We start from the raw sequence: 18,117 nt of genomic DNA, 5'->3' as shown, positions 1-18,117 counted from the left end.
AGATAACGCCTCCGCCCGGGCTTTGGKGCGGGGGGGGGGGTGAAGGGGTAAACTGTCATGCCGACGAAGGAGGAATCCGGGGAAATTGTTGAACGAAACCGTTCGATGTCATTCCCCCAGATTCCTCCTTCGTCGGAATGACAGTTCAGCTATCCTTTCACCGCCTTGCCTTTCATGCCTTCCTGGAAGCAGACGCGGCAGCGGGCTTCGTAGGCATCGGTTTCGCCGAGCAGGATTTTATCGGCCGAGGCCGTCATGCGGAAGGAGTAGGAGGCCAGCTCGCCGCAGCACACGCAGATGGCGTGCACTTTGGTCACGAATTCGGCCACGGCCATCAGGGCCGGCATGGGGCCGAAGGGCTGGCCCAGGAAGTCCATGTCGAGGCCGGCCACGATGACGCGGGAGCCCCGGTTGGCCAGCTGCACGCACACTTCGACCAGGGATTCGTCGAAGAACTGGGCTTCATCAATACCCACCACGTTGCAGCCGGTGGCCAGCAGCAGGATTTCCTGGGCCACCGGCACGGGCGTGGAGCGGATGCTGTTGCGGTTGTGCGACACCACATCTTCCACGTGGTAGCGGGTATCGAGGGCGGGCTTGAAGATTTCGACCCGCTGTCGGGCAATTTTGGCCCGGTTGAGGCGGCGAATCAACTCCTCGGTTTTGCCCGAAAACATGGAGCCGCACACAACTTCAATCCAGCCCCGGCGCAGCGCACCCGGACCCGTACCAACGCGGGGTTCAATAAACACAATCGGCGAATGAGTGAATGAGTGAATGAGTGGCTCAGGGGAGAGTCAGCCGGTCATCAGCGTAGCCGAAATTACGGTTTTACTCCGGCTTGCCCGAACCAAATTCCGGCTCGTCGCCCTACCACCCACAATGTCAGACGGATATGCGTCGCGCAAAATATGCCGCTCCTGCCCTGGCCGGAACCCGTTTTTACGGCTGGGGCCATTACCAGGGCCTGCTCATTCACTCATTCACCGAGTCACTCATTCCCCGTACTGCACGTGCGGGAGCTGGGTGGCCCGGGGCACGCGGGCGGTTACCTGGCCGGCGGGCAGGCGGGTTTGGCAGGTCAGACGCTCCTCGGGGCGGAGGCGGCCGGCGGCGCGGTAGCGCAACTCGGCTTCGGTGGGCGGCGTTAGCAGGGCCAGCCCGGCGCGCACCCGCACCCGGCACGTCACGCACCGGCCCCGGGCTCCGCAGGCGTGCTGCCAGTCGTGGCCCGCCGCCTGGATGGCGGCCAGCAACGTGGCCCCGGCCGGCACCGCAATGGCCGCGCCGCCCATATTTTCGATAATGAGAGTGGGCATCTTTCCCTAAATTGCCCCTTGAACCAGGCTTTCAATGAAGACCAAATATAGCCACGCCCAGCGTGAACAATACGGCCGCCTGCTGGCGGCACTGCTCTGCGACCAGTATTTCGGGGCCCGCCCCACCACTACCCTCGACGGGCCGGCGGTACTGCGCTTCACCCCCATCCGGCAGGTGAACCTGTTCGTGGTGCAGCAGCTGCTGAGCAAGTGGACCGCCGAAATGGCCCAGCTGCGCAGCACGTACTTCGATTTCGAGGATGCCGACGTCCGGCAAGCCCTCACTCAGTTCATGAACGTGCTGTCGCGGCGCATCAGGCTCAGCCGGCCCGCCTACGAGCCCCTGCTGGCCCAGGCCATTACCGATACGCTGGCCGGCGCCCTCGACCCCGCCGACACGCTGGCCGGCAAGCTGCTGGGCGAGGCCGGCCCCCGCACGCCCGAACAGCTCGGCGAGGCCCTGCGCTACCTCGACACCAACAAAGCGGTGTTCGAGAGCTTCCTGGCCACGCTGCCCGCCGGCCAGGAGCAAACCCGCGACTATCTGGTGAGCCGCTTCCGGATGCACCAGGAAAGCGCCAGGCAGACGCTGGAGCCGGTGGCCCCGCTGGTAGCCCAGTTCAACGAGCTGCTGCCGCTCACGGAGCAGGAGCTGCACGACGGTGCCCCCGCCGAGCCGGAAAAACCCAAAACGGAGCCGATACCCCCGGCTCCGGCTCCTACTGCTCCGGCTCCGGTAGCCGCGCCGGCTCCTCCGGTCCCGGCTCCCGTGCCGGTTGCGGCTCCAGCCCCGAAGCCGGCCCCGATAGCCGCACCGCAGCCGGTAGCCGAATCGGAACCGGCCGGAGCAGTGCCGCTCTACGCCAAGCTGAAGGCCGAACACGCCGCTCCTTCGCTGAGCGAAACCCTGCGCCAGGACCGCGGCGCAACGCTGGCCGAAAAGTCGCCCAAGGTAGAAACGCTGCGGGAAGCTATTTCCATCAACCAGCGGTTCAGCTTCATCAACGAGCTGTTCGGGGGCGAAAACATGCAGTACCACGCCGCCATTCAGCACCTCGACACCCTGCCCGATGCCGAAACGGCCCGGCAGTACGTGAGCGAAAACCTGGCCGCCCAGTACCAGTGGGTGCGCAAGGAGGAGCACATCAACAAGCTGCTCCGCCTGATTGACCGCAAATTCAACGGCTGATTCTCAGCCGGGCGGCAGGGGTACTTAACCGAAGAAGTACAAACAGCACGTCATTCCTCGGCTCCGCTCGGAATGACGTGCTGTTTGCCTGACGTGCTGTTTGCCTGACGTTTTCTCTGCCTGACGTTCTGTTTTCTCAGCATCCCCGCTACCGCCCATGCTCCCTGCTGCCCCTTCTTTGCGCTGGCCCCGGTGGCTGCTGGTGTACCTGCTGGCGCTGGGGCTGGTGGCCGGCCCGGCGTACCCGATGTACCTGCACTATGATTTTACGCACTCCCGCGACACGCTCAGCTACCTGAGTCTGGCCCGGGGCGAGTTTGGGGGCGTGAACGTGACGCGCCGCTACCGGGTGCTGGTGCCGGCCGCCGCCGCCGCCGTGGCCTGGCCCCTGGAGAAAGTGTACGCCCGCATCTGGCCCCAGCGCGCCACCAGCGAGTGGCCGCTCCGGCTGGGATTCTACGTCGTGAACTGCCTGCTGCTGGCCGGCGTGGGCCTGGTGCTGTTCCGCACCTGCCTGCTCTACGGCGCTTCTCCGGCGGCGGCGGCCCTGGCCGTGGCCGCCGTGCTCACCAGCCGCTGGACGGTGTACACGGCCGGCCTGCCCCTCGTCGACAGCCTCTACCTGCTGGTGGTGGCGCTGGCGTTCTACGGGGCGCGCAGCGGCTCGGCGGCGGCCGTGGGGGCGGTGCTGCTGCTGGGGTTTCCGGCCAAAGAGTCGGCGCTGCTGCTGGTACCCTGGCTGCTGTGGTACGGCCGCCACGCGTTGCGCTGGCCCTGGCAGCTGGCCGGGCTGGCAGTGGGCGGCGCGGCCACCCTGGCCCTGCGCCACTGGATTGACGTGCAGGCCGGCGCCACCGCCATTGAGAGCGTCAGCAATGCCCTGGGCCACTTCGAGAACCTAACCTACTCCCTGCGGCGGCTATTTTCAGTGAAAGGAATCGGGGAACTGTTCAGCATTTTCGGCTTCTTCAGCCTGCTGATTTTGGCGGGACTGCGTACCTCCGCCGCCCGCCGCAACTGGCTGCCGGCCCTGGGCGGGGCCGGCGGCTGGCTGGTCGTCATCGTGGGCGCGCACATGCTGCTGTCCGGAGATTTGGGCCGCATGGGCTACCTGGCCGCCCCGGTTTTCGCCGTGGCCTTCTCCCTGATTCTGACCCGGGACCCGCTCTTTGGCTGGCTGCGGCCCGACGCATCGGGCCGCACTGCTATTCCGACAAGCTGAAGTTCATGCGCTGGATGCGCACGGCGTTGATAATGGCCAGCAGGGCCACGCCCACATCGGCGAAAACGGCCTCCCACATGGTGGCCAGGCCGCCCGCACCCAGGGCCAGCACCACGGCTTTCACCAGGAAGGCCAGCCAGATGTTCTGCCAGACAACCGTGTGGGTGGCGCGGGCAATGCGGCGGGCGGTGGCAATCTTGCTCGGGTGGTCGGTCTGGATAACTACGTCGGCGGTTTCGATGGTGGCATCGGAACCCAGGCCGCCCATGGCAATGCCCACGTTGGCCAGGGCCACCACGGGCGCGTCGTTCACGCCGTCGCCCACGAAGGCCAGGATGCGGCCCTCAGCCAGGTACTGCTGCACGTAGCGGGCCTTGTCTTCGGGCAGCAGACCGCCGTGGGCCTCGTCGATGGTCAGCTCCCGGGCCACGCGCTGCACAATCACGTCTTTGTCGCCGGAGAGCATCACCAGCTTGCTGATGCCCTCGGCCCGCAGCGCCCGCACGGCCAGGGCGGCATCGGGCTTGATTTCGTCGGCCACGGTGAGGTAGCCGGCGTAGCGGCCATTCACGGCCACCACCACGATGGTATCGGTCTGCGCGTCCACCACGGCCGGATACTCTACCCCGAAGCGGCGCAGCAGCCTGGCGTTGCCAGCCAGCACCACCTGGCCGCCCACCGTGCCGCGCAGGCCGTGGCCGGCAATTTCCTCCACGTCGGCTACGGCTAAAGCCGATTCCGCCGGACCGGCGTACTCCACCACGGCCCGGGCAATGGGGTGGGTGGATTTGGCTTCCAGGGCGGCGGCCAGGGCCACAAACTTCGCGGCCTCGAAGCCGGCGGCGGGCTGCACCTGCTGCACCGCGAACACGCCCTTGGTGAGCGTGCCGGTTTTGTCCATCACCACGGTATCGAGCTCCCGCATCACGTCCAGAAAGTTGGAACCCTTGAAGAGGATGCCTTCCCGCGAGGCCGCCCCGATGCCGCCGAAATAGCCCAGCGGAATGCTGATAACCAGGGCGCAGGGGCAGGAAATGACCAGGAACACCAGCGCCCGGTACAGCCAGTCGCGCAGCACGTAATCAGCCACGAAGAAGAAGGGCAGCAGGGTGAGCAGCACCGCCAGCGCCACCACGATGGGCGTGTAGATGCGGGCAAATTTGGTGATGAACTGCTGGGTTTTGGCCTTGCGGCCCACCGCGTCCTGCACCATCGCCAGAATCTTGCTCAGCTTGGTATCCCGGTAGCCGGCCGTCACGGTAATCTGGCTCAGCGTGTCCTGGTTGATCATGCCGGCCAGCACCAGCTCGCCCCGCTGCTTGGTCTGGGGCACCGATTCGCCGGTGAGGGCGGCCGTGTTGAAGCTGGCCCGCTCCGATTGCAGGGTGCCGTCGAGGGCCACTTTCTCGCCCGGGCGCACTTCAATCACGTCGCCTACCGCTACCTGTTTGGGGTCGAGCACGAGGCGCTGCCCATCGCGGAGCACGGCTACTTCGGTGGCCTGAATTTCGAGCAAAGCCCGGATGCTGCGCTTGGCCCGGTTCACGGCCGCGTCCTGGAACAGCTCGCCCACCGTGTAAAACAGGATAACGGCCACGCCCTCGGCATACTCGCCAATGGCAAACGCCCCGATGGTGGCCAGGCTCATGAGCAGAAACTCGTTGAAAATGTTGCCGCCCGGAATGCTGAGCACGGCCGAGCGAATCACCTTCCAGCCCACCAGCAGGTAGGCCACCGCGTACCAGATCAGCCGCACGGAGCCCGTGAAAAAGCCCGCCCCGAAGTAATCCAGCGCGATACCACCCAGCAGCAGCGCCAGACTGATGCCTGGCACCAGGTAGGGCCGGTCGCCGGCCGGACCGTGGTTGTGCCCGTCGTGGTCGTGGCCGCTGTGGTCAATCTGCCGGGGCGGGCCGTGGTCGTGGCCCACGTGCAGGCCGGCCTGGTCAGTGGGGGCGTGGTCGTGGCCGGGCACATCGTGGCCCTGGGGGGATGCGGCGGCGGCGGGCGTAAGCTGCTCGCGGGTGAGAGCCCCCACATTTTCGGGGTTTACCTGCTTGGCCGTATGGAGTTGTTCGTTGAGCTTATCGGAGGATGGGTCGGGCATAGCAACAGCGCGTTCGGGGGAAGGATAGACGACGGATAACCGGAAGAACGTAAAACGGGCGGCCAATAGTTATGCCTGCCTTATTGCCGCGCTCCTGCTCCCGGCTGGTTTTCCCGGCGTTGTCGGCCCCCGCTTCGCGGCGCAGCCTGCACTGGGGACCACGCTACCGGCCGTTTCGGGGGGCGTTAGCCCGGGGCTCCGTTGCGCCCCTTGCCCGGCCGCAGTGCGGCCCGCCGCCCCCGCAGCACTGCCGCCGGATTGTTGCGCTGCTCCACCAGCAGCAGCCCGGAGTAGTTGCGGCGGCTTGCCGGGTGCCAGGAGCCAGTTCTCTGGCGTGTGGAGAATTATCAGGTTTTCAGAAAATACTCCACAAATTTTTCGCAGATTGTGTGGAGTATTTTCTGAAAACCTGATAATTCTCCACATTCCGGCTATGGCGCGTCGTTCAGCTGTTTCCAATTCCTTGCTGGCCCGGGTGCGGGCCTGGTACGGCCTGCGCCTGCACGAGCTGGCCCAGTACCTGGGCGTGAGCCAGAGCCTGGTGCAGGCCATCGAAACGAACCAGCGGCCGCTCACGCTGGCCGTGCGCGTGGCCTTGTTGCCGCTGCTGCTCCAGTTGCCCCCGCCGGATGTGCCCAGCAGCCCGGCCCCCMACGCCGCGCTGCCGCCCGGCACGCCCCCCCCCGACGCGGCCGACCTCGACTTTCGCCGCCGCGAGTGCCTGCACCGCGCCGCCCGGCTACTGGCCGAGGCCGATGCGCTGGTGGCCCGCGCCCACGTAGCGGCCCGCTGGGCCGCCGCCCGGCCGGCCCTGCTCCCGCCCGACCCCGACGCCCCGGATACCAACCCGGCCAACCCGGCTAACCCAGTGGCCGCCCAGGCCCTGACTTATGCGCTGGCCCAGGCCGCCGACCCCTTCGACCCGGCCCGGGCCATCGACCACGCCCGCTGGCTCCGGGGCTGGCTTACGCGCCGCGCCGCGCCCCTGCCCCCCGCCGACGCCACGCGCTGCCACCGCCTCCGGGCCCAGGCCGCCGGCCTGCTGGCCGAAGCCGCCGCCCTGGCCGCCGTGCTGCCCCCCCCAACGCCAAGTTGAGGATCAGGCACGTTGATGGGGCATTGTTCGAGCGCGTGGTAGGGGGCCGGATGGGCGGTGGCGGCCACAAGCTCCCGATTTATCCCATCTGCGGGCGGCGAAGATGAACGCCGGCTTATTGCCGGTTTACGCCCTGCCTCAAGCAGCTGCCCGACGGGCGGCCAGGCCCGCGCCGGCGGCGGCCAGCAGCAGGGGCAGCACCGGCACCACGAAGCGGGCCGCCCCCAGCGGGCCGGTCAGCAGGGCCAGGTAGGCGACCAGGCCCAGCAGCACCAGGCGCCCCGGCCACGGGTAGGCGGGGCTCCGGGCGAAGCGCACCACCAGTGCCAGCCGGACCAGATTGGCCAGCAGCCCCAGGCCCATCACCGCCAGCAGAAGCAGGGGCAGCTGCCCCAGATAACTCAGCACGGCGACGGGGCTGCGCTGGTTGAACAGGTGCAGCAAGCCCGGCCCGTTGGTCTGGCCCCGGCCTAGGAAGTGGACCAGATCGAACCGGCCGGGGTCGAGCAGGAAGGTGGCCATGCCCCGCAGGTGCTGGGCGGCGTAGGCGAAGGGGTGGCGCAGCAGGGCCTGCCCGCCGGCCTGCTGCACGTAGCGCTGCTGGGCCCGGAAGGTGGGCAGCGAGTCGGCGGTGGCCAGGGTGCGGCGCACGAACTGCTCGGCGGCTTCCGGGCCTTCGGCGGCCTGCAACACCCCGCGGGCGTTGTAGCGCAGCAGGTTGATTTCGGCAATGCTGGAGAAGTGAAAGTAGCCGGTGCGGGCTTCGTTGCGCTGCATCCAGAGGCCCACTACCACCAGCGGCACGGCCCCCAGCACGGCCAGCGACACCCGCCGCTGCCGCCACGCCAGCCAGAGGCCCAGCCCCAGCAGCACGGCCGCGAACGGGAAGAACACCGGCTTGTTGAGCAGTGCCCCAGTGGTAGCCAACGCGGCTACCAGCAGCGGCCCCAGCGGCCGGCGGCCGGGCGTGAACAGCGCCTCCAGACTCAGCCAAAGCGCCACCACGGCCGTTTGCAGCAGCATTTCGCTCATCAGCACGTTGGCGTAGATGAACTGCCCCGGCCCGGCCGCCGCCAGGGCCAGCACCGCCGCCCACTGCCGGGCACTCAGCCCCCGGGCACGGCGGGCCAGCCAGCGCAAGGCCAGCCCCAGGTTCAGCAGGCTCAGCAGGTTTTGCAGCAGCAGCGTGGCCCCCGGGAAGCCCGGGCCGGCCCCGCCCGTGAGCAGCAGAAACACCGGGTAGAGCGGGGGCCGGATGGTGTACTCCTGCGCAAGCAGGGGCTTTTCGGTGAGGGGCAGGGCGTAGAGCACGCCGGCCTCACGCAGGTTGCGGGCCGCCTGCACGTAGCGCTCAGAATCCGGAAACCGGGGCTGGCGGTGGTAAAGCTGCCAGCCCAGGGCCAGCAGGTGCAGCAGCACCAGCCCCGCCCACACCCAGCCCGGCACCCGCGCGGGAGCCGGAGCGGGTAGCGGCAGAACGGAGGACGGGCTTTTCGCAATCATTCCGCAAAGGTAAGCGGAGGGAAGAAGGCGGTGAGGTGGTGAGGTGGTGAGGTGGTGAGGTGGTGAGGTGGTGAGGTGGTGAGGTGGTGAGGTGGTGAGAAAAAGAACGTCATTCTGAGCGCAGCGAAGGATCTTATCACGTTAGGCCGGTAATCGTATCAACGACTCGTTTCAACGTGATAAGATCCTTCGCTCTGCTCAGGATGACGTTCTTTTTCTCACCACCTCCCCGCTAATGCCGCTCCAAATCCTGCTTGCGGGCAGCGTCGATGGCGAGCAGGATGAAGAGCAGGGTGGTGAACGACCAGAGCGAGGAGCCGCCGTAGCTGAAGAAGGGCAGCGGGATACCCACCACCGGGGCCAGCCCGATGGTCATGCCGATGTTGACGCAGAAGTGGAAGAAGATGATGCTGGCCACGCAGTAGCCATAGGTGCGCCCGAACACCGATTTCTGGCGCTCCGCCACGTACACGACCCGCATGAGCAGGGCCATGAACAGGATGATGGTCACCATCGTGCCGGCCCAGCCCCACTCCTCCCCCACGGTGCAGAAGATGAAGTCGGTGCTCTGGGCGGGCACGAAATCGAACTTGGTTTGGGTGCCTTGCAGGAAGCCCTTGCCGGCCAGGCCGCCCGAGCCGATGGCAATTTTCGACTGCGTGACGTTCCAGCCCACGCCCAAAGGGTCGGCGGAGGGGTTGAGGAGAATTTCGATGCGCTTGCGCTGGTGGTCCTGCAACACGCTGTTGAAGAAGAAATCCACCCCGAACACCATCCCAATCACCACCGCCCACACGCCCACCGACACGGGCAGGTGGTGGCGCAACGCCCGGCGGTTGGCGACCAGCACGATGACCAGGATAATGGTGAAGGCCAGCACCAGCCAGAGCTTGGGCACCAGCAAAGCCAGCAGCAGAATAACGCCGCCGGCGGCCAGAATCAGCAGAATCAGGGGCGACATGCCCTCGCGGAAGTAGGCCAGCAGAAACGCGCCGAACACCAGCGCCTGCCCCGTTTCGTTGGCCGCGATGATGAGCAGCGGGGGCAGCAGCGTGAGGCCGGCCAGCACCAGCTGGTCGCGGAAATTCTGCTGGCGCATATTGATGGTGGCCAGGTAGCGCGAAACGGCCAGGGCCGTAATAAACTTGGCAAATTCGGCCGGTTGCAGGCGCACCGGCCCCAGCTCCAGCCAGGAGCGTGAGCCCCCAATGGGCCGGGCAATAAAGGGCGTCACGATGAGCAGCACAATCATCACCCCGTAGAGTCCGAAGGCAAACGTGTCGTAGGCCTTGGGGTCGATGACGAGCAGCACCAGCACCAGCAGCAAAGCCGTTCCGATCCAGATAATCTGCTTGAACCAGTCGTAGCCCATCAGCTGGGCAAAGCCCAGGCTGCCGAGCGGGTTCTCGGGCGCGTCGGGCGAGTAGCTGGCCGCGTACACGTTGAGCCAGCCCACGCCCACCATCAGCAGGTAGAGCAGGACCGTTACCCAGTCGATGCTGCGGTTGTAGCGGGCGGGAGAAGAGTTCACTTCGTGAAGTATGAAGTATGAAGTATGAAGTATGAATTGGGCCGTGCCGCCAGCATCAGCCCAGTCATAGTTCATACCTCATAGTTGACAAGAGTAAAGGGTTTTTAGAACGAATTCATACTTCATACTTCATACTTCATACTTCATACTTCATACTTCATTTAATGTCTTCGGCGGACGATAAAGCGGTCGGCGGAGCCGGGGAGCCACTCTTCCCAGCGGTGGCGCCAGGGGGCCACCTGGCCGCGCAGGTACTTTTCCATGACCAGGGCGGCCAGCGGGGCCGCCGAGTTGCCCCCAAAACCGCCGTTTTCGATAAACACGACGATGGCAATTTTGGGGTCCTGGGCCGGGGCGAAGGCGGCGAACGTGGCGTGGTCCTCGCCGTGGGGGTTTTGCACGGTGCCGGTTTTGCCGGCTACCGAAATGCCCATGTCGAGCAGGCTGGCGTTGGAGCCGGTGCCCCCGTTGCCGTCCACCACGCTCTGCATCCCCGGAATAATCTGCTCGAAATGAATGGGGTCGACGCCCACCGTGTGCCTGACGTTGTACTCCGGCAGCGGCCCGCTCTGGCCCACGCTGCGCACGAAATGGGGCGTGTAGTACCAGCCCCGGTTGGCGATGGTGGCCATTACGTTGGCCATTTGCAGGCCCGTAATCCCGATTTCACCCTGGCCGATGCTGAGCGAGTACACCGTGCGGAAGGTCCAGCGGTGGTGGCCGTTGCGCTTGTCGTAGAACTCGGGCGACGGAATCAGGCCTTTCTTTTCCTGGCCCATATCTACGCCCAACTTTTCGCCCAGCCCGAACTGCATCACCTTGCGCCGCCACTCACCCAGGCCCAGGCGGGCATCCTCGAAGCGGTTGCTGGAGCGCCCCCGCAGCACGGTGGCGCGCATCACCTGGTAGAAATAGGGGTTGCAGCTCTGCTTGATGGCAATGCCCACGTTGGTCGGGGTCTCGTGGCGGTGGGTGCAGCGCACCAGCTTCCAGTTGCAGGCAAACCCGGTCTGGGGCGTCACTACGCCCGCTTGCAGGGCCACCAGCTCGTTTACCAGCTTAAAGGTGGAGCCGGGGGGGTAGGTAGCCATGAGGGGGCGGTTGAACAGGGGCTGCTCGGGGTTGTTGAGCAGCTCCATGTAGCGGTTGCCCATGCCCTTGCCCGAGAGCATCTCGGGGTCGAACATGGGGGCCGACACGAAGACCAGGATTTCGCCCGTTTTGGGGTCCAGGGCCACCACCGAGCCCCGCTTGCCGGCCATCAGCTTTTCGGTGTAGGCCTGCAAGTCGGAGTCGAGGCTCAGGTGCAGGTCCTGGCCGGCTACCGAGAGCGTATCGAATTCGCCGCCCCGGAACGCGCCCTTCTCGATGCCGCGCACGTTCACCATGCGGTACTGCACCCCACGCCGGCCCATGAGCTGCTTTTCGTAGTAGGATTCGAGGCCCGTAATGCCCAGAAACTCGCCGGGCTGGTACTTGCTGTACTGGGGCCGCTCCAGCAGCTTGGGCGTGATGGAGCCCACGTAGCCCAGGGCGTGGGCCATGCTGTGGGTATTGTAGGAGCGGGCCATGCGGGCCTTCACGCTGAAGCCGGGAAAGTCGATCAGGTTGTCCTGGATGGCGGCCAGCTCGGGCGTACTCAGGTTCTGGACCAGCGGCGAGGCTTTCACGCGGCTAAACTTGCGGGCCGCCTGGAGGCTGGCGCGCACTTCGTCCAGGGGCAGCTGGAGCAGCTCGCTGAAGCGCAGCGTATCGAGCTGCTTCACTTCCCGGGGCACCACCATCAGGTCGTACACGGGCGTGTTCTGCACCAGAATCTGGCCCTTGCGGTCGTAAATCAGGCCCCGGTAGGGGGGCTGCACCAGGCGCTGGAGCGTGTTGCGGTCGGCGGCCAGCTTGTAGCTGCCATCGAGCACCTGGATGTAGAAGAGGCGCGTCGCAAAAACCAACGCGACGGCCAGGAAAACTGCCTGGACTACGTACTTGCGGCCTTCGAGGTATTGCAAAGCAAAAGTTCTGAAAAGAAATGACTTCCGCCCCGGCGGGCGGGCGAAAGACAAAGATAACCCCGACCATGGCGAAAAGGTGCGGGAGAGGTGAGATGGTGAATGAGTGAGGTGGTGAGGTGGTGAAGTGGGGCCGCTGTCATCCTGAGCGGAGCGAAGGACCTTATCACGTCTGAACAGCCGTACGAACGACTCGTTCAGACGTGATAAGGTCCTTCGCTCCGCTCAGGATGACAGCGGCTCCCATTTCACCACTTCACCACCTCACTCCTCTACCTTTTCCGCCGCTTGGTGGGGAAGAACACCAGCTGAATGATGAGCAGGGTGAGGCCGGTATAGAGGGTGCTGAGCAGGATTTTGGCCAGCATCAGGCCCGGGGCGCGGAACGAGCCCAGCTCCAGCACGAAAAAGGCCAGGTGGTGAATGGCCGTGAGCAGCGTCAGATATACCATCATCCACTGCCAGCCCATCTGGTGGATGTTCACCGAGTCCTGGGCGTCGTAGCCGTCGCGGGGCGTGAGCAGGCGCAGCACCCAGGGCCGCAGGTACATCACGAGCACGGCGGCGGCCGCGTGCACCCCGCCGGTATCAAACACCATATCCAGGGAAATGCCCACCCCGAAGCCCAGCAGCAGCTGCACCACGATGGGCGTGCCAATGGGCAGAAACAGCAGAAAGCCCAGGTACACGAAGCACCAGGCCAGATCGAAGAGCACGAAATCGGAGCCGCTGATCAGCAGCACATACAGGGCCAGGTAGAACAGGCCCCGCAGCCCCTGCCACAGGATTTCAAAAATGCCGCCCCTCATGGCCGTTTGGTTTCGGTTTTGATGCCCGCCCGCACTTGCAGCGTGTCGCGCTCGGCCTGGGGCCGGCTCGTGACGAGGTACACGTAGGTGAGGCGCGAGAAATTCACGGCCAGCCGCACGCGCACCGTCCAGAAGTTCTTGTCCGGCTCCTTCACAAACGAATCGACGGTGCCCACCAGCACGCCCTCCGGGAAAACGGCGTTGTAGCCCGACGTGACCACCGTATCGCCCTTCACCAGCCGGTTCTGGCGCGGAATATTGTCGAGCAGCACGTGGCGGGGGTCGTCGCCGAGCCAGCGCACCGTGCCGATGGTGCCGTCGCGCTGGAGGCGGGCCGAGGTGCGCGCCTGCGAATGCAGCACGGAGGTGATGGTGGCGTAGTGCTCGGAAAACACCTTCACCCGGCCCACAATGCCCTCGGCCGACACGACGCCCATCCCGTCGCGCACGCCCTCGGCCCGGCCCACGTTCAGGGTCAGGTAGTTGTCCACGGGGCGGTTGGTGCTGCTCACCACCCGGGCCGGAATCAGGGGGTAGTCGGGGTCGTGGGCGGCCAGCGTGCGCAGGCCCAGCAACAGCGAGTCGGGCCGGCCCAGCACCGCCAGCCGGGCCTGGGTCACACTATCCTGGCGCACGGGCAGCGAGTCGGCGGTCCGGTCGCTCAGGTCGGGTTTGTAGAACTGCTGGCGGAGGCGGGCATTTTCCTGCATCAGCTCCTGGTTGATGTCGACGAGCCGGAAATAATCCTGCACCTGGTTGCGCCAGCCCAGCACCTGGCCCACGTAGGTGTTGGCCGAGTTGAAGAAAGCGGCCCGCTGGTAGGTACTGTTGCGCACCAGCAGGTACAGGCTCAGCACTTCCAGCACCGCAAATACCAGGATACCCCGGAAGCGAAACAGAAAGGCGAACAGGTTATTCATTTGTCAATTAAAAATTAAAAGTTAAAAGTTAAAAATTGCAACTGGCGTAAAGCCACAACTCCAGGGAGTTGCCTAGCCGAACAGCCAATTTTTAACTTTTAACTTTTAATTTTTAATTACGTCAGCAATACGCCGCGGAAGCCCTGAATATTTTTGATGGCCTTGCCGGTGCCCCGCACGACGGCGCGGAGTGGGTCTTCGGCAATGTGGATGGGCAGCTTGGTTTTGGCGGCTAGGCGCTTGTCGAGGCCGCGCAGCAGGGCGCCGCCGCCGGTCAGGTGGATGCCGTTTTCGTAGATGTCGGCCGAGAGCTCGGGGGGGCTGATTTCCAGCGCCTTGAGCACGGCTTCCTCAATTTTGGCCACCGATTTATCGAGGGCAATGGCAATTTCCGACGACGTGACCTTAATCACCTTCGGGATGCCGGTCATCAGGTCGCGGCCGCGCACTTCGAAATCGGGGGGCGTTACTTCCAGCTCCGTCAGGGCGGCGCCCACTTCAATCTTGATGCGCTCGGCACTCCGCTCGCCAATCAGCAGGTTGTGCTGGCGGCGCATGTAGTCGAGAATGTCCTGGTTGAACACGTCGCCGGCCGTTTTGATGCTCTGGTCGCAGACGATGCCCGAGAGGGCAATCACGGCAATTTCGGTGGTGCCGCCCCCGATGTCGATAATCATCGAGCCGATGGGCTGCTCTACGTCGATGCCGATGCCGATGGCGGCGGCCATGGGCTCCTGAATCATCCAGACTTCCTTGGCCCCGGCGTGCTCGGCGGAGTCGCGCACGGCCCGTTTTTCCACCTCCGTGATGCCCGACGGAATGCAGATGACCATGCGGTGGGAAGGCTGAAACAGGCGGTTGCGGGTGTCAATCATCTTGATCAGCCCCTTAATCATTTCCTCGGCGGCGTGGAAGTCGGCAATTACGCCGTCCTTCAGGGGCCGGATGGTTTTAATGTTGTCGTGGGTCTTTTCGTGCATTTGCTGCGCCTGCCGACCCACGGCAATTACTTTATTCGTGGTGCGGTCTTTCGCAATGATGCTCGGCTCATCCACCACGATAACATCGTTGTGGATGATGAGCGTGTTGGCCGTGCCCAGGTCAATGGCAATGTCGCTGGTGAAGAAATTAAAGAAACCCATCGAGTAACGGCAAGTAAATGAGAACGGGCGGCTTGCGTCCGTCAAAAGAGGGGACAAAAGTACGCAAGCTGAAACTAATGTGGAGACATTATAAAAATGCGGGGGGAAGCCACAACCCCGTACGGCTCCGGCTTCCCCCCGCATTGGCTTCCCATTGGCCCTAGTGCTTGAAATGGCGCACGCCGGTCAGCACCATCGCCAGGCCGAGGCGGTTGCAGGCGTCGATGCTGTCCTGGTCCTTGATGGAGCCGCCGGGCTGCACCACTGCCCGGATGCCCGCTGCGCCGGCAATTTCCACGCAGTCGGGGAAGGGGAAGAAGGCGTCGGAGGCCAGCACGGCCCCGTTCAGGTCGAAGCCGAAGGAGGCGGCCTTCTCAATGGCCTGGCGCAGGGCATCTACCCGGGAGGTCTGGCCCACGCCCGAGGCCAGCAGCTGGCCCGCGCGGGCCAGCACAATGGTGTTGCTTTTGGTGTGCTTGCAGATTTTGAGGGCAAACTCCAGGGCCGCCACCTCATCGGCCGTCGGCCCCGATTCGGTCACGGTTCGGAACTCCGCCGCGCCTTCCATGGCGCGGTCGAAATCCTGCTCGATGGTGCCGTTGAGCAGCGTTTTCACTTGCCTGGCGGGGAAGGCCACGGGTTTCTGGCGGAGCAGAATGCGGTTTTTCCTGGCTTGCAGGATGGACAGCGCGTCCGCCTCGAATCCGGGCGCAATCAGCACCTCGAAAAACAGCTGGCTCAGCTCCTGAGCCGTAGCCGCGTCCACGGGCCGGTTCACGATAATTACGCCCCCGAAGGCCGAAACCGGGTCGCAGCTCAGGGCGCTGAGGTAGGCCTGGTGCAGGGTATCGGCCTGGGCCACGCCGCAGGCGTTGGTATGCTTGAGAATAGCGCAGGCGGCCGGCCCGGCGGCGTCGAACTCCTGCATAAGCAGCACGGCCGCGTCCACGTCGACGAGGTTGTTGTAGCTGAGCTGCTTGCCGTGGAGCTGGTCGAAGAGGGCCGTCAGGTCGCCGTGGAAGGTACCGGTCTGGTGGGGGTTTTCGCCGTAGCGCAGGGGGGTTTGGCTGGTGCTTGCTGGTTGTTGGTTGTTGGCCTGGTCTTCATCTGAATTTTCAACTCCGAAATAGCCCGCTATGGCCGTGTCGTAGTGCGCGGTGGCCGCGAAGGCGGCGGCGGCGTAGTGGCGGCGGTCTGCCAGGTCGGTGGCGCAGTTCTTTTGGGTGAGCAGCTCGGTTACGGCCGCGTACTGGTCGCGGCTGCTGACCACGAGCACGTCGCGGAAGTTCTTGGCGGCGGCCCGCAGCAGGGAAATTCCGCCGATGTCGATTTTCTCAATCACGTCGGCTTCGGCCGCGCCGGCGGCTACCGTTTCCTCGAACGGGTACAGGTCTACCACCACCAGGTCGATGGGCGGAATCCCGTGCTGGGCGGCTTCGGCCAGGTCGCCGGCCTCGTGGCGGCGGTGCAGGATGCCGCCGAATACCGTTGGGTGCAGCGTTTTCACGCGCCCCCCGAACACAGCCGGAAAGCCCGTCAGCGTTTCCACGGCCGTTACGGCCGCGCCCTGCTCCTCAATGAACTGCTGGGTGCCGCCGGTGGAATACAGCGTAACGCCGTGCTGCTGGAGCAAGGCCACCAGGGGCGCGAGCCGGTCCTTGTGATACACGGAAACGAGGGCGGAGCGAATGGGCTGCGACATAGCGGAAGGGGTTGGAGGAGGTTGTGAACTGCTGCGCGAAGGTAGGCACCACCCCGCGGGCGGGGGTTACGGAATTGTTAACAGCGGCCGAAAAGTCCGGCCGGCTCAGTTGCGGGGGGGGGGCGGGMGGCGCTACATTTGGCACGCTCCTTTTCTGCTATACCCCCCTCGGCTTGCTATACTTTTCATTATGCACCAACTATTCCGTCCTCGTAACCGCGCTGCGCTGCTGGCCGGGTCCATTCTGCTACTTGTTTTCCTGCTGACCCTTTCCGCGGCCCAGGCCCAGACTACCCGGCTGCCCGGAGGCCGCGGCTACGTGCTTCTGACCAGTGGCGACACGTTGCGTGGTCAGCTGGTATTGCCGGCCCTTGGCGGTCCTCAGGCGGTCGTCGTGACGGCGGACAACGGTGCGGCCCGGACGTACCCGGTCCGGGATATCCGGGCGGCCGGACTGGCCGACGGAAGTACCTACGTACTGCGGCGGGTGGTTATACCCACCGCCGCGCAAGCCCCGGAAGCGGCCGGCGCCCCAAAAATGATGCTGGTCCAGCACCTGGCCAGCGGGGCCGCCAACCTGTACGCATTGCGTGACCAGCCCGCTGCCACCGGCCCCCAACCCGCTGCCTCCGCTACGCAGTTTTTCCTGGAATTTGGGGAGCAGGCAACCCTTCTGCCGCTCCAGGAGGGCAATTTCCGGGCAGTGTTGCAGTCCGTTTTCGCCGACTGCTCTGCCGGCCCGGCCATTCGCACCGCCCGGTACACGGCCCCGGACCTGGCCCGGACCATCACCCGGATCAATGGCTGCTACCTGGCCATACCGGCCCGCAATCTTGTGCCGGCCAAGCTGCCGGCCCTCGCCCTTTCGTTCAGCCTGACGGGAGGCGTATCGCACGGCAAGGTCTACTACCCGGAGCAATCGTCCCTGTTTCGCAACGAGTTGCAGGCGGTGGTCGTCCCGACAGGGCGCTTGCTGCTGCATTTACAGCCCCGAACCTCCCGCTCGGTACTGGAAGTGGGCGCGCAGTACGTACGCCGCGAGGCCCGGGGCAGCCTGGCATACACGGTTCCCTCGTCCTACACCAACAGCGGCCAGCCATTCACCCTCAACCGGCAGCCCGATGCGACCATGGTGCAGCTGGTACTCGGGTACCGGTACAGTAGCCGCAGTCGGCTGGCCCCCTACCTCAGTGCCCGGGCCTTGCCAGGCAAAGTATTCCAGACCACCATCCGCTACGATGCCGTGCAGCCGGAGGCCGATCCGGCGGACCCGTTCCGCCAGCGGATAGTCGTCACGTCGCTGGCCAATCCGCCGGCGGCCAGCTCCAATACCTTCGTTATGGCAGGAGCCGTGGCAGTGGGCGTGGAGCCCCGCTTCTCAACGGGCCGCTTACGGGCCGTGCTGGAAGTAAGCTACGAGTCCGGTCGCAGCCAGGAGTTCAACCGCTTTGGCTACCTGGCTTACCAGGGCGTGGTGGTGCTGGGCGGCCTGCGGTTTTAGCAGCGCTGGTCTTTTCCGGAGCAAACCAACGGTTTTTTAGTCGCCCCGGCAACGGCCACACCCTGGTGGC

14 protein-coding genes are annotated in these 18,117 nt (G+C 65.1%); 4 read left to right on the top strand and 10 right to left on the bottom strand.

The features are described from left to right. Positions 1–149: 149 nt before the first annotated feature. A complete protein-coding gene (locus D0T11_RS07625; RefSeq protein ID WP_119655188.1) occupies positions 150–752 on the bottom strand; it encodes a thymidine kinase in 603 nt (200 codons plus the stop codon). Between the two features lie 243 nt (positions 753–995). Then, on the bottom strand, positions 996–1,319 hold the full coding sequence (locus D0T11_RS07620) for a 2Fe-2S iron-sulfur cluster-binding protein (protein WP_119655187.1): 324 nt from the start codon (positions 1,317–1,319) through the stop codon (positions 996–998). Between the two features lie 34 nt (positions 1,320–1,353). Here D0T11_RS07620 and D0T11_RS07615 point away from each other — a divergent pair, with 34 nt between their 5' ends. Both D0T11_RS07615 and D0T11_RS07610 read left to right on the top strand, forming a co-directional pair. After that, on the top strand, positions 1,354–2,508 hold the full coding sequence (locus tag D0T11_RS07615) for a hypothetical protein (protein ID WP_119655186.1): 1,155 nt from the start codon (positions 1,354–1,356) through the stop codon (positions 2,506–2,508). 157 nt (positions 2,509–2,665) lie between these two features. After that, a complete protein-coding gene (locus D0T11_RS07610; protein ID WP_147374565.1) occupies positions 2,666–3,730 on the top strand; it encodes a hypothetical protein in 1,065 nt (354 codons plus the stop codon). Here the strand turns inward: D0T11_RS07610 and D0T11_RS07605 are convergent. Beyond that, positions 3,714–5,837, bottom strand: a complete 2,124-nt coding sequence (locus D0T11_RS07605) for a heavy metal translocating P-type ATPase (protein ID WP_119655184.1) — start codon at positions 5,835–5,837, stop codon at positions 3,714–3,716. The genes D0T11_RS07610 and D0T11_RS07605 overlap by 17 nt on opposite strands. 433 nt (positions 5,838–6,270) lie before the next feature. Here D0T11_RS07605 and D0T11_RS07600 point away from each other — a divergent pair, with 433 nt between their 5' ends. Then, positions 6,271–6,933: a helix-turn-helix domain-containing protein gene (locus D0T11_RS07600; RefSeq protein WP_147374564.1), complete on the top strand. Its 663-nt coding sequence runs from the start codon at positions 6,271–6,273 to the stop codon at positions 6,931–6,933. A gap of 138 nt (positions 6,934–7,071) precedes the next feature. On the opposite strand, the gene D0T11_RS07595 is transcribed toward D0T11_RS07600, so the two are convergent. From D0T11_RS07595 to purH, 7 genes are all read right to left on the bottom strand, one after another. Further along, positions 7,072–8,436, bottom strand: coding sequence for a hypothetical protein (locus D0T11_RS07595; RefSeq protein ID WP_119655182.1), 1,365 nt, complete (start codon positions 8,434–8,436; stop codon positions 7,072–7,074). A gap of 232 nt (positions 8,437–8,668) precedes the next feature. Continuing rightward, on the bottom strand, positions 8,669–9,967 hold the full coding sequence (gene rodA, locus D0T11_RS07590) for a rod shape-determining protein RodA (protein WP_245990667.1): 1,299 nt from the start codon (positions 9,965–9,967) through the stop codon (positions 8,669–8,671). A gap of 161 nt (positions 9,968–10,128) precedes the next feature. Continuing rightward, positions 10,129–11,973, bottom strand: coding sequence for a penicillin-binding protein 2 (gene mrdA / locus D0T11_RS07585; RefSeq protein ID WP_119655180.1), 1,845 nt, complete (start codon positions 11,971–11,973; stop codon positions 10,129–10,131). A gap of 272 nt (positions 11,974–12,245) precedes the next feature. Beyond that, positions 12,246–12,782, bottom strand: a complete 537-nt coding sequence (locus tag D0T11_RS07580) for a hypothetical protein (RefSeq protein ID WP_245990666.1) — start codon at positions 12,780–12,782, stop codon at positions 12,246–12,248. Further along, a complete protein-coding gene (gene mreC, locus D0T11_RS07575) occupies positions 12,779–13,702 on the bottom strand; it encodes a rod shape-determining protein MreC (RefSeq protein ID WP_119655179.1) in 924 nt (307 codons plus the stop codon). Before mreC ends, D0T11_RS07580 begins: the two co-directional genes overlap by 4 nt. Before the next feature lie 116 nt (positions 13,703–13,818). Further along, positions 13,819–14,844, bottom strand: a complete 1,026-nt coding sequence (locus D0T11_RS07570; RefSeq protein WP_088465445.1) for a rod shape-determining protein — start codon at positions 14,842–14,844, stop codon at positions 13,819–13,821. 160 nt (positions 14,845–15,004) lie between these two features. Beyond that, complete coding sequence (gene purH, locus D0T11_RS07565) at positions 15,005–16,546, bottom strand: bifunctional phosphoribosylaminoimidazolecarboxamide formyltransferase/IMP cyclohydrolase (protein WP_119655178.1); 1,542 nt, start codon at positions 16,544–16,546, stop codon at positions 15,005–15,007. Positions 16,547–16,736: 190 nt separating this feature from the next. On the opposite strand from purH, the gene D0T11_RS07560 reads away from it, so the two are divergent. Further along, on the top strand, positions 16,737–18,047 hold the full coding sequence (locus D0T11_RS07560; protein WP_119655177.1) for a hypothetical protein: 1,311 nt from the start codon (positions 16,737–16,739) through the stop codon (positions 18,045–18,047). Positions 18,048–18,117: the final 70 nt, after the last annotated feature.

The sequence above is a fragment of the Hymenobacter rubripertinctus genome (assembly GCF_003583925.1).
GTDB lineage: Bacteria > Bacteroidota > Bacteroidia > Cytophagales > Hymenobacteraceae > Hymenobacter > Hymenobacter rubripertinctus.
Note: the sequence above shows the minus strand (reverse complement) of the source record. Positions and strands in the feature narration are given on the sequence as shown.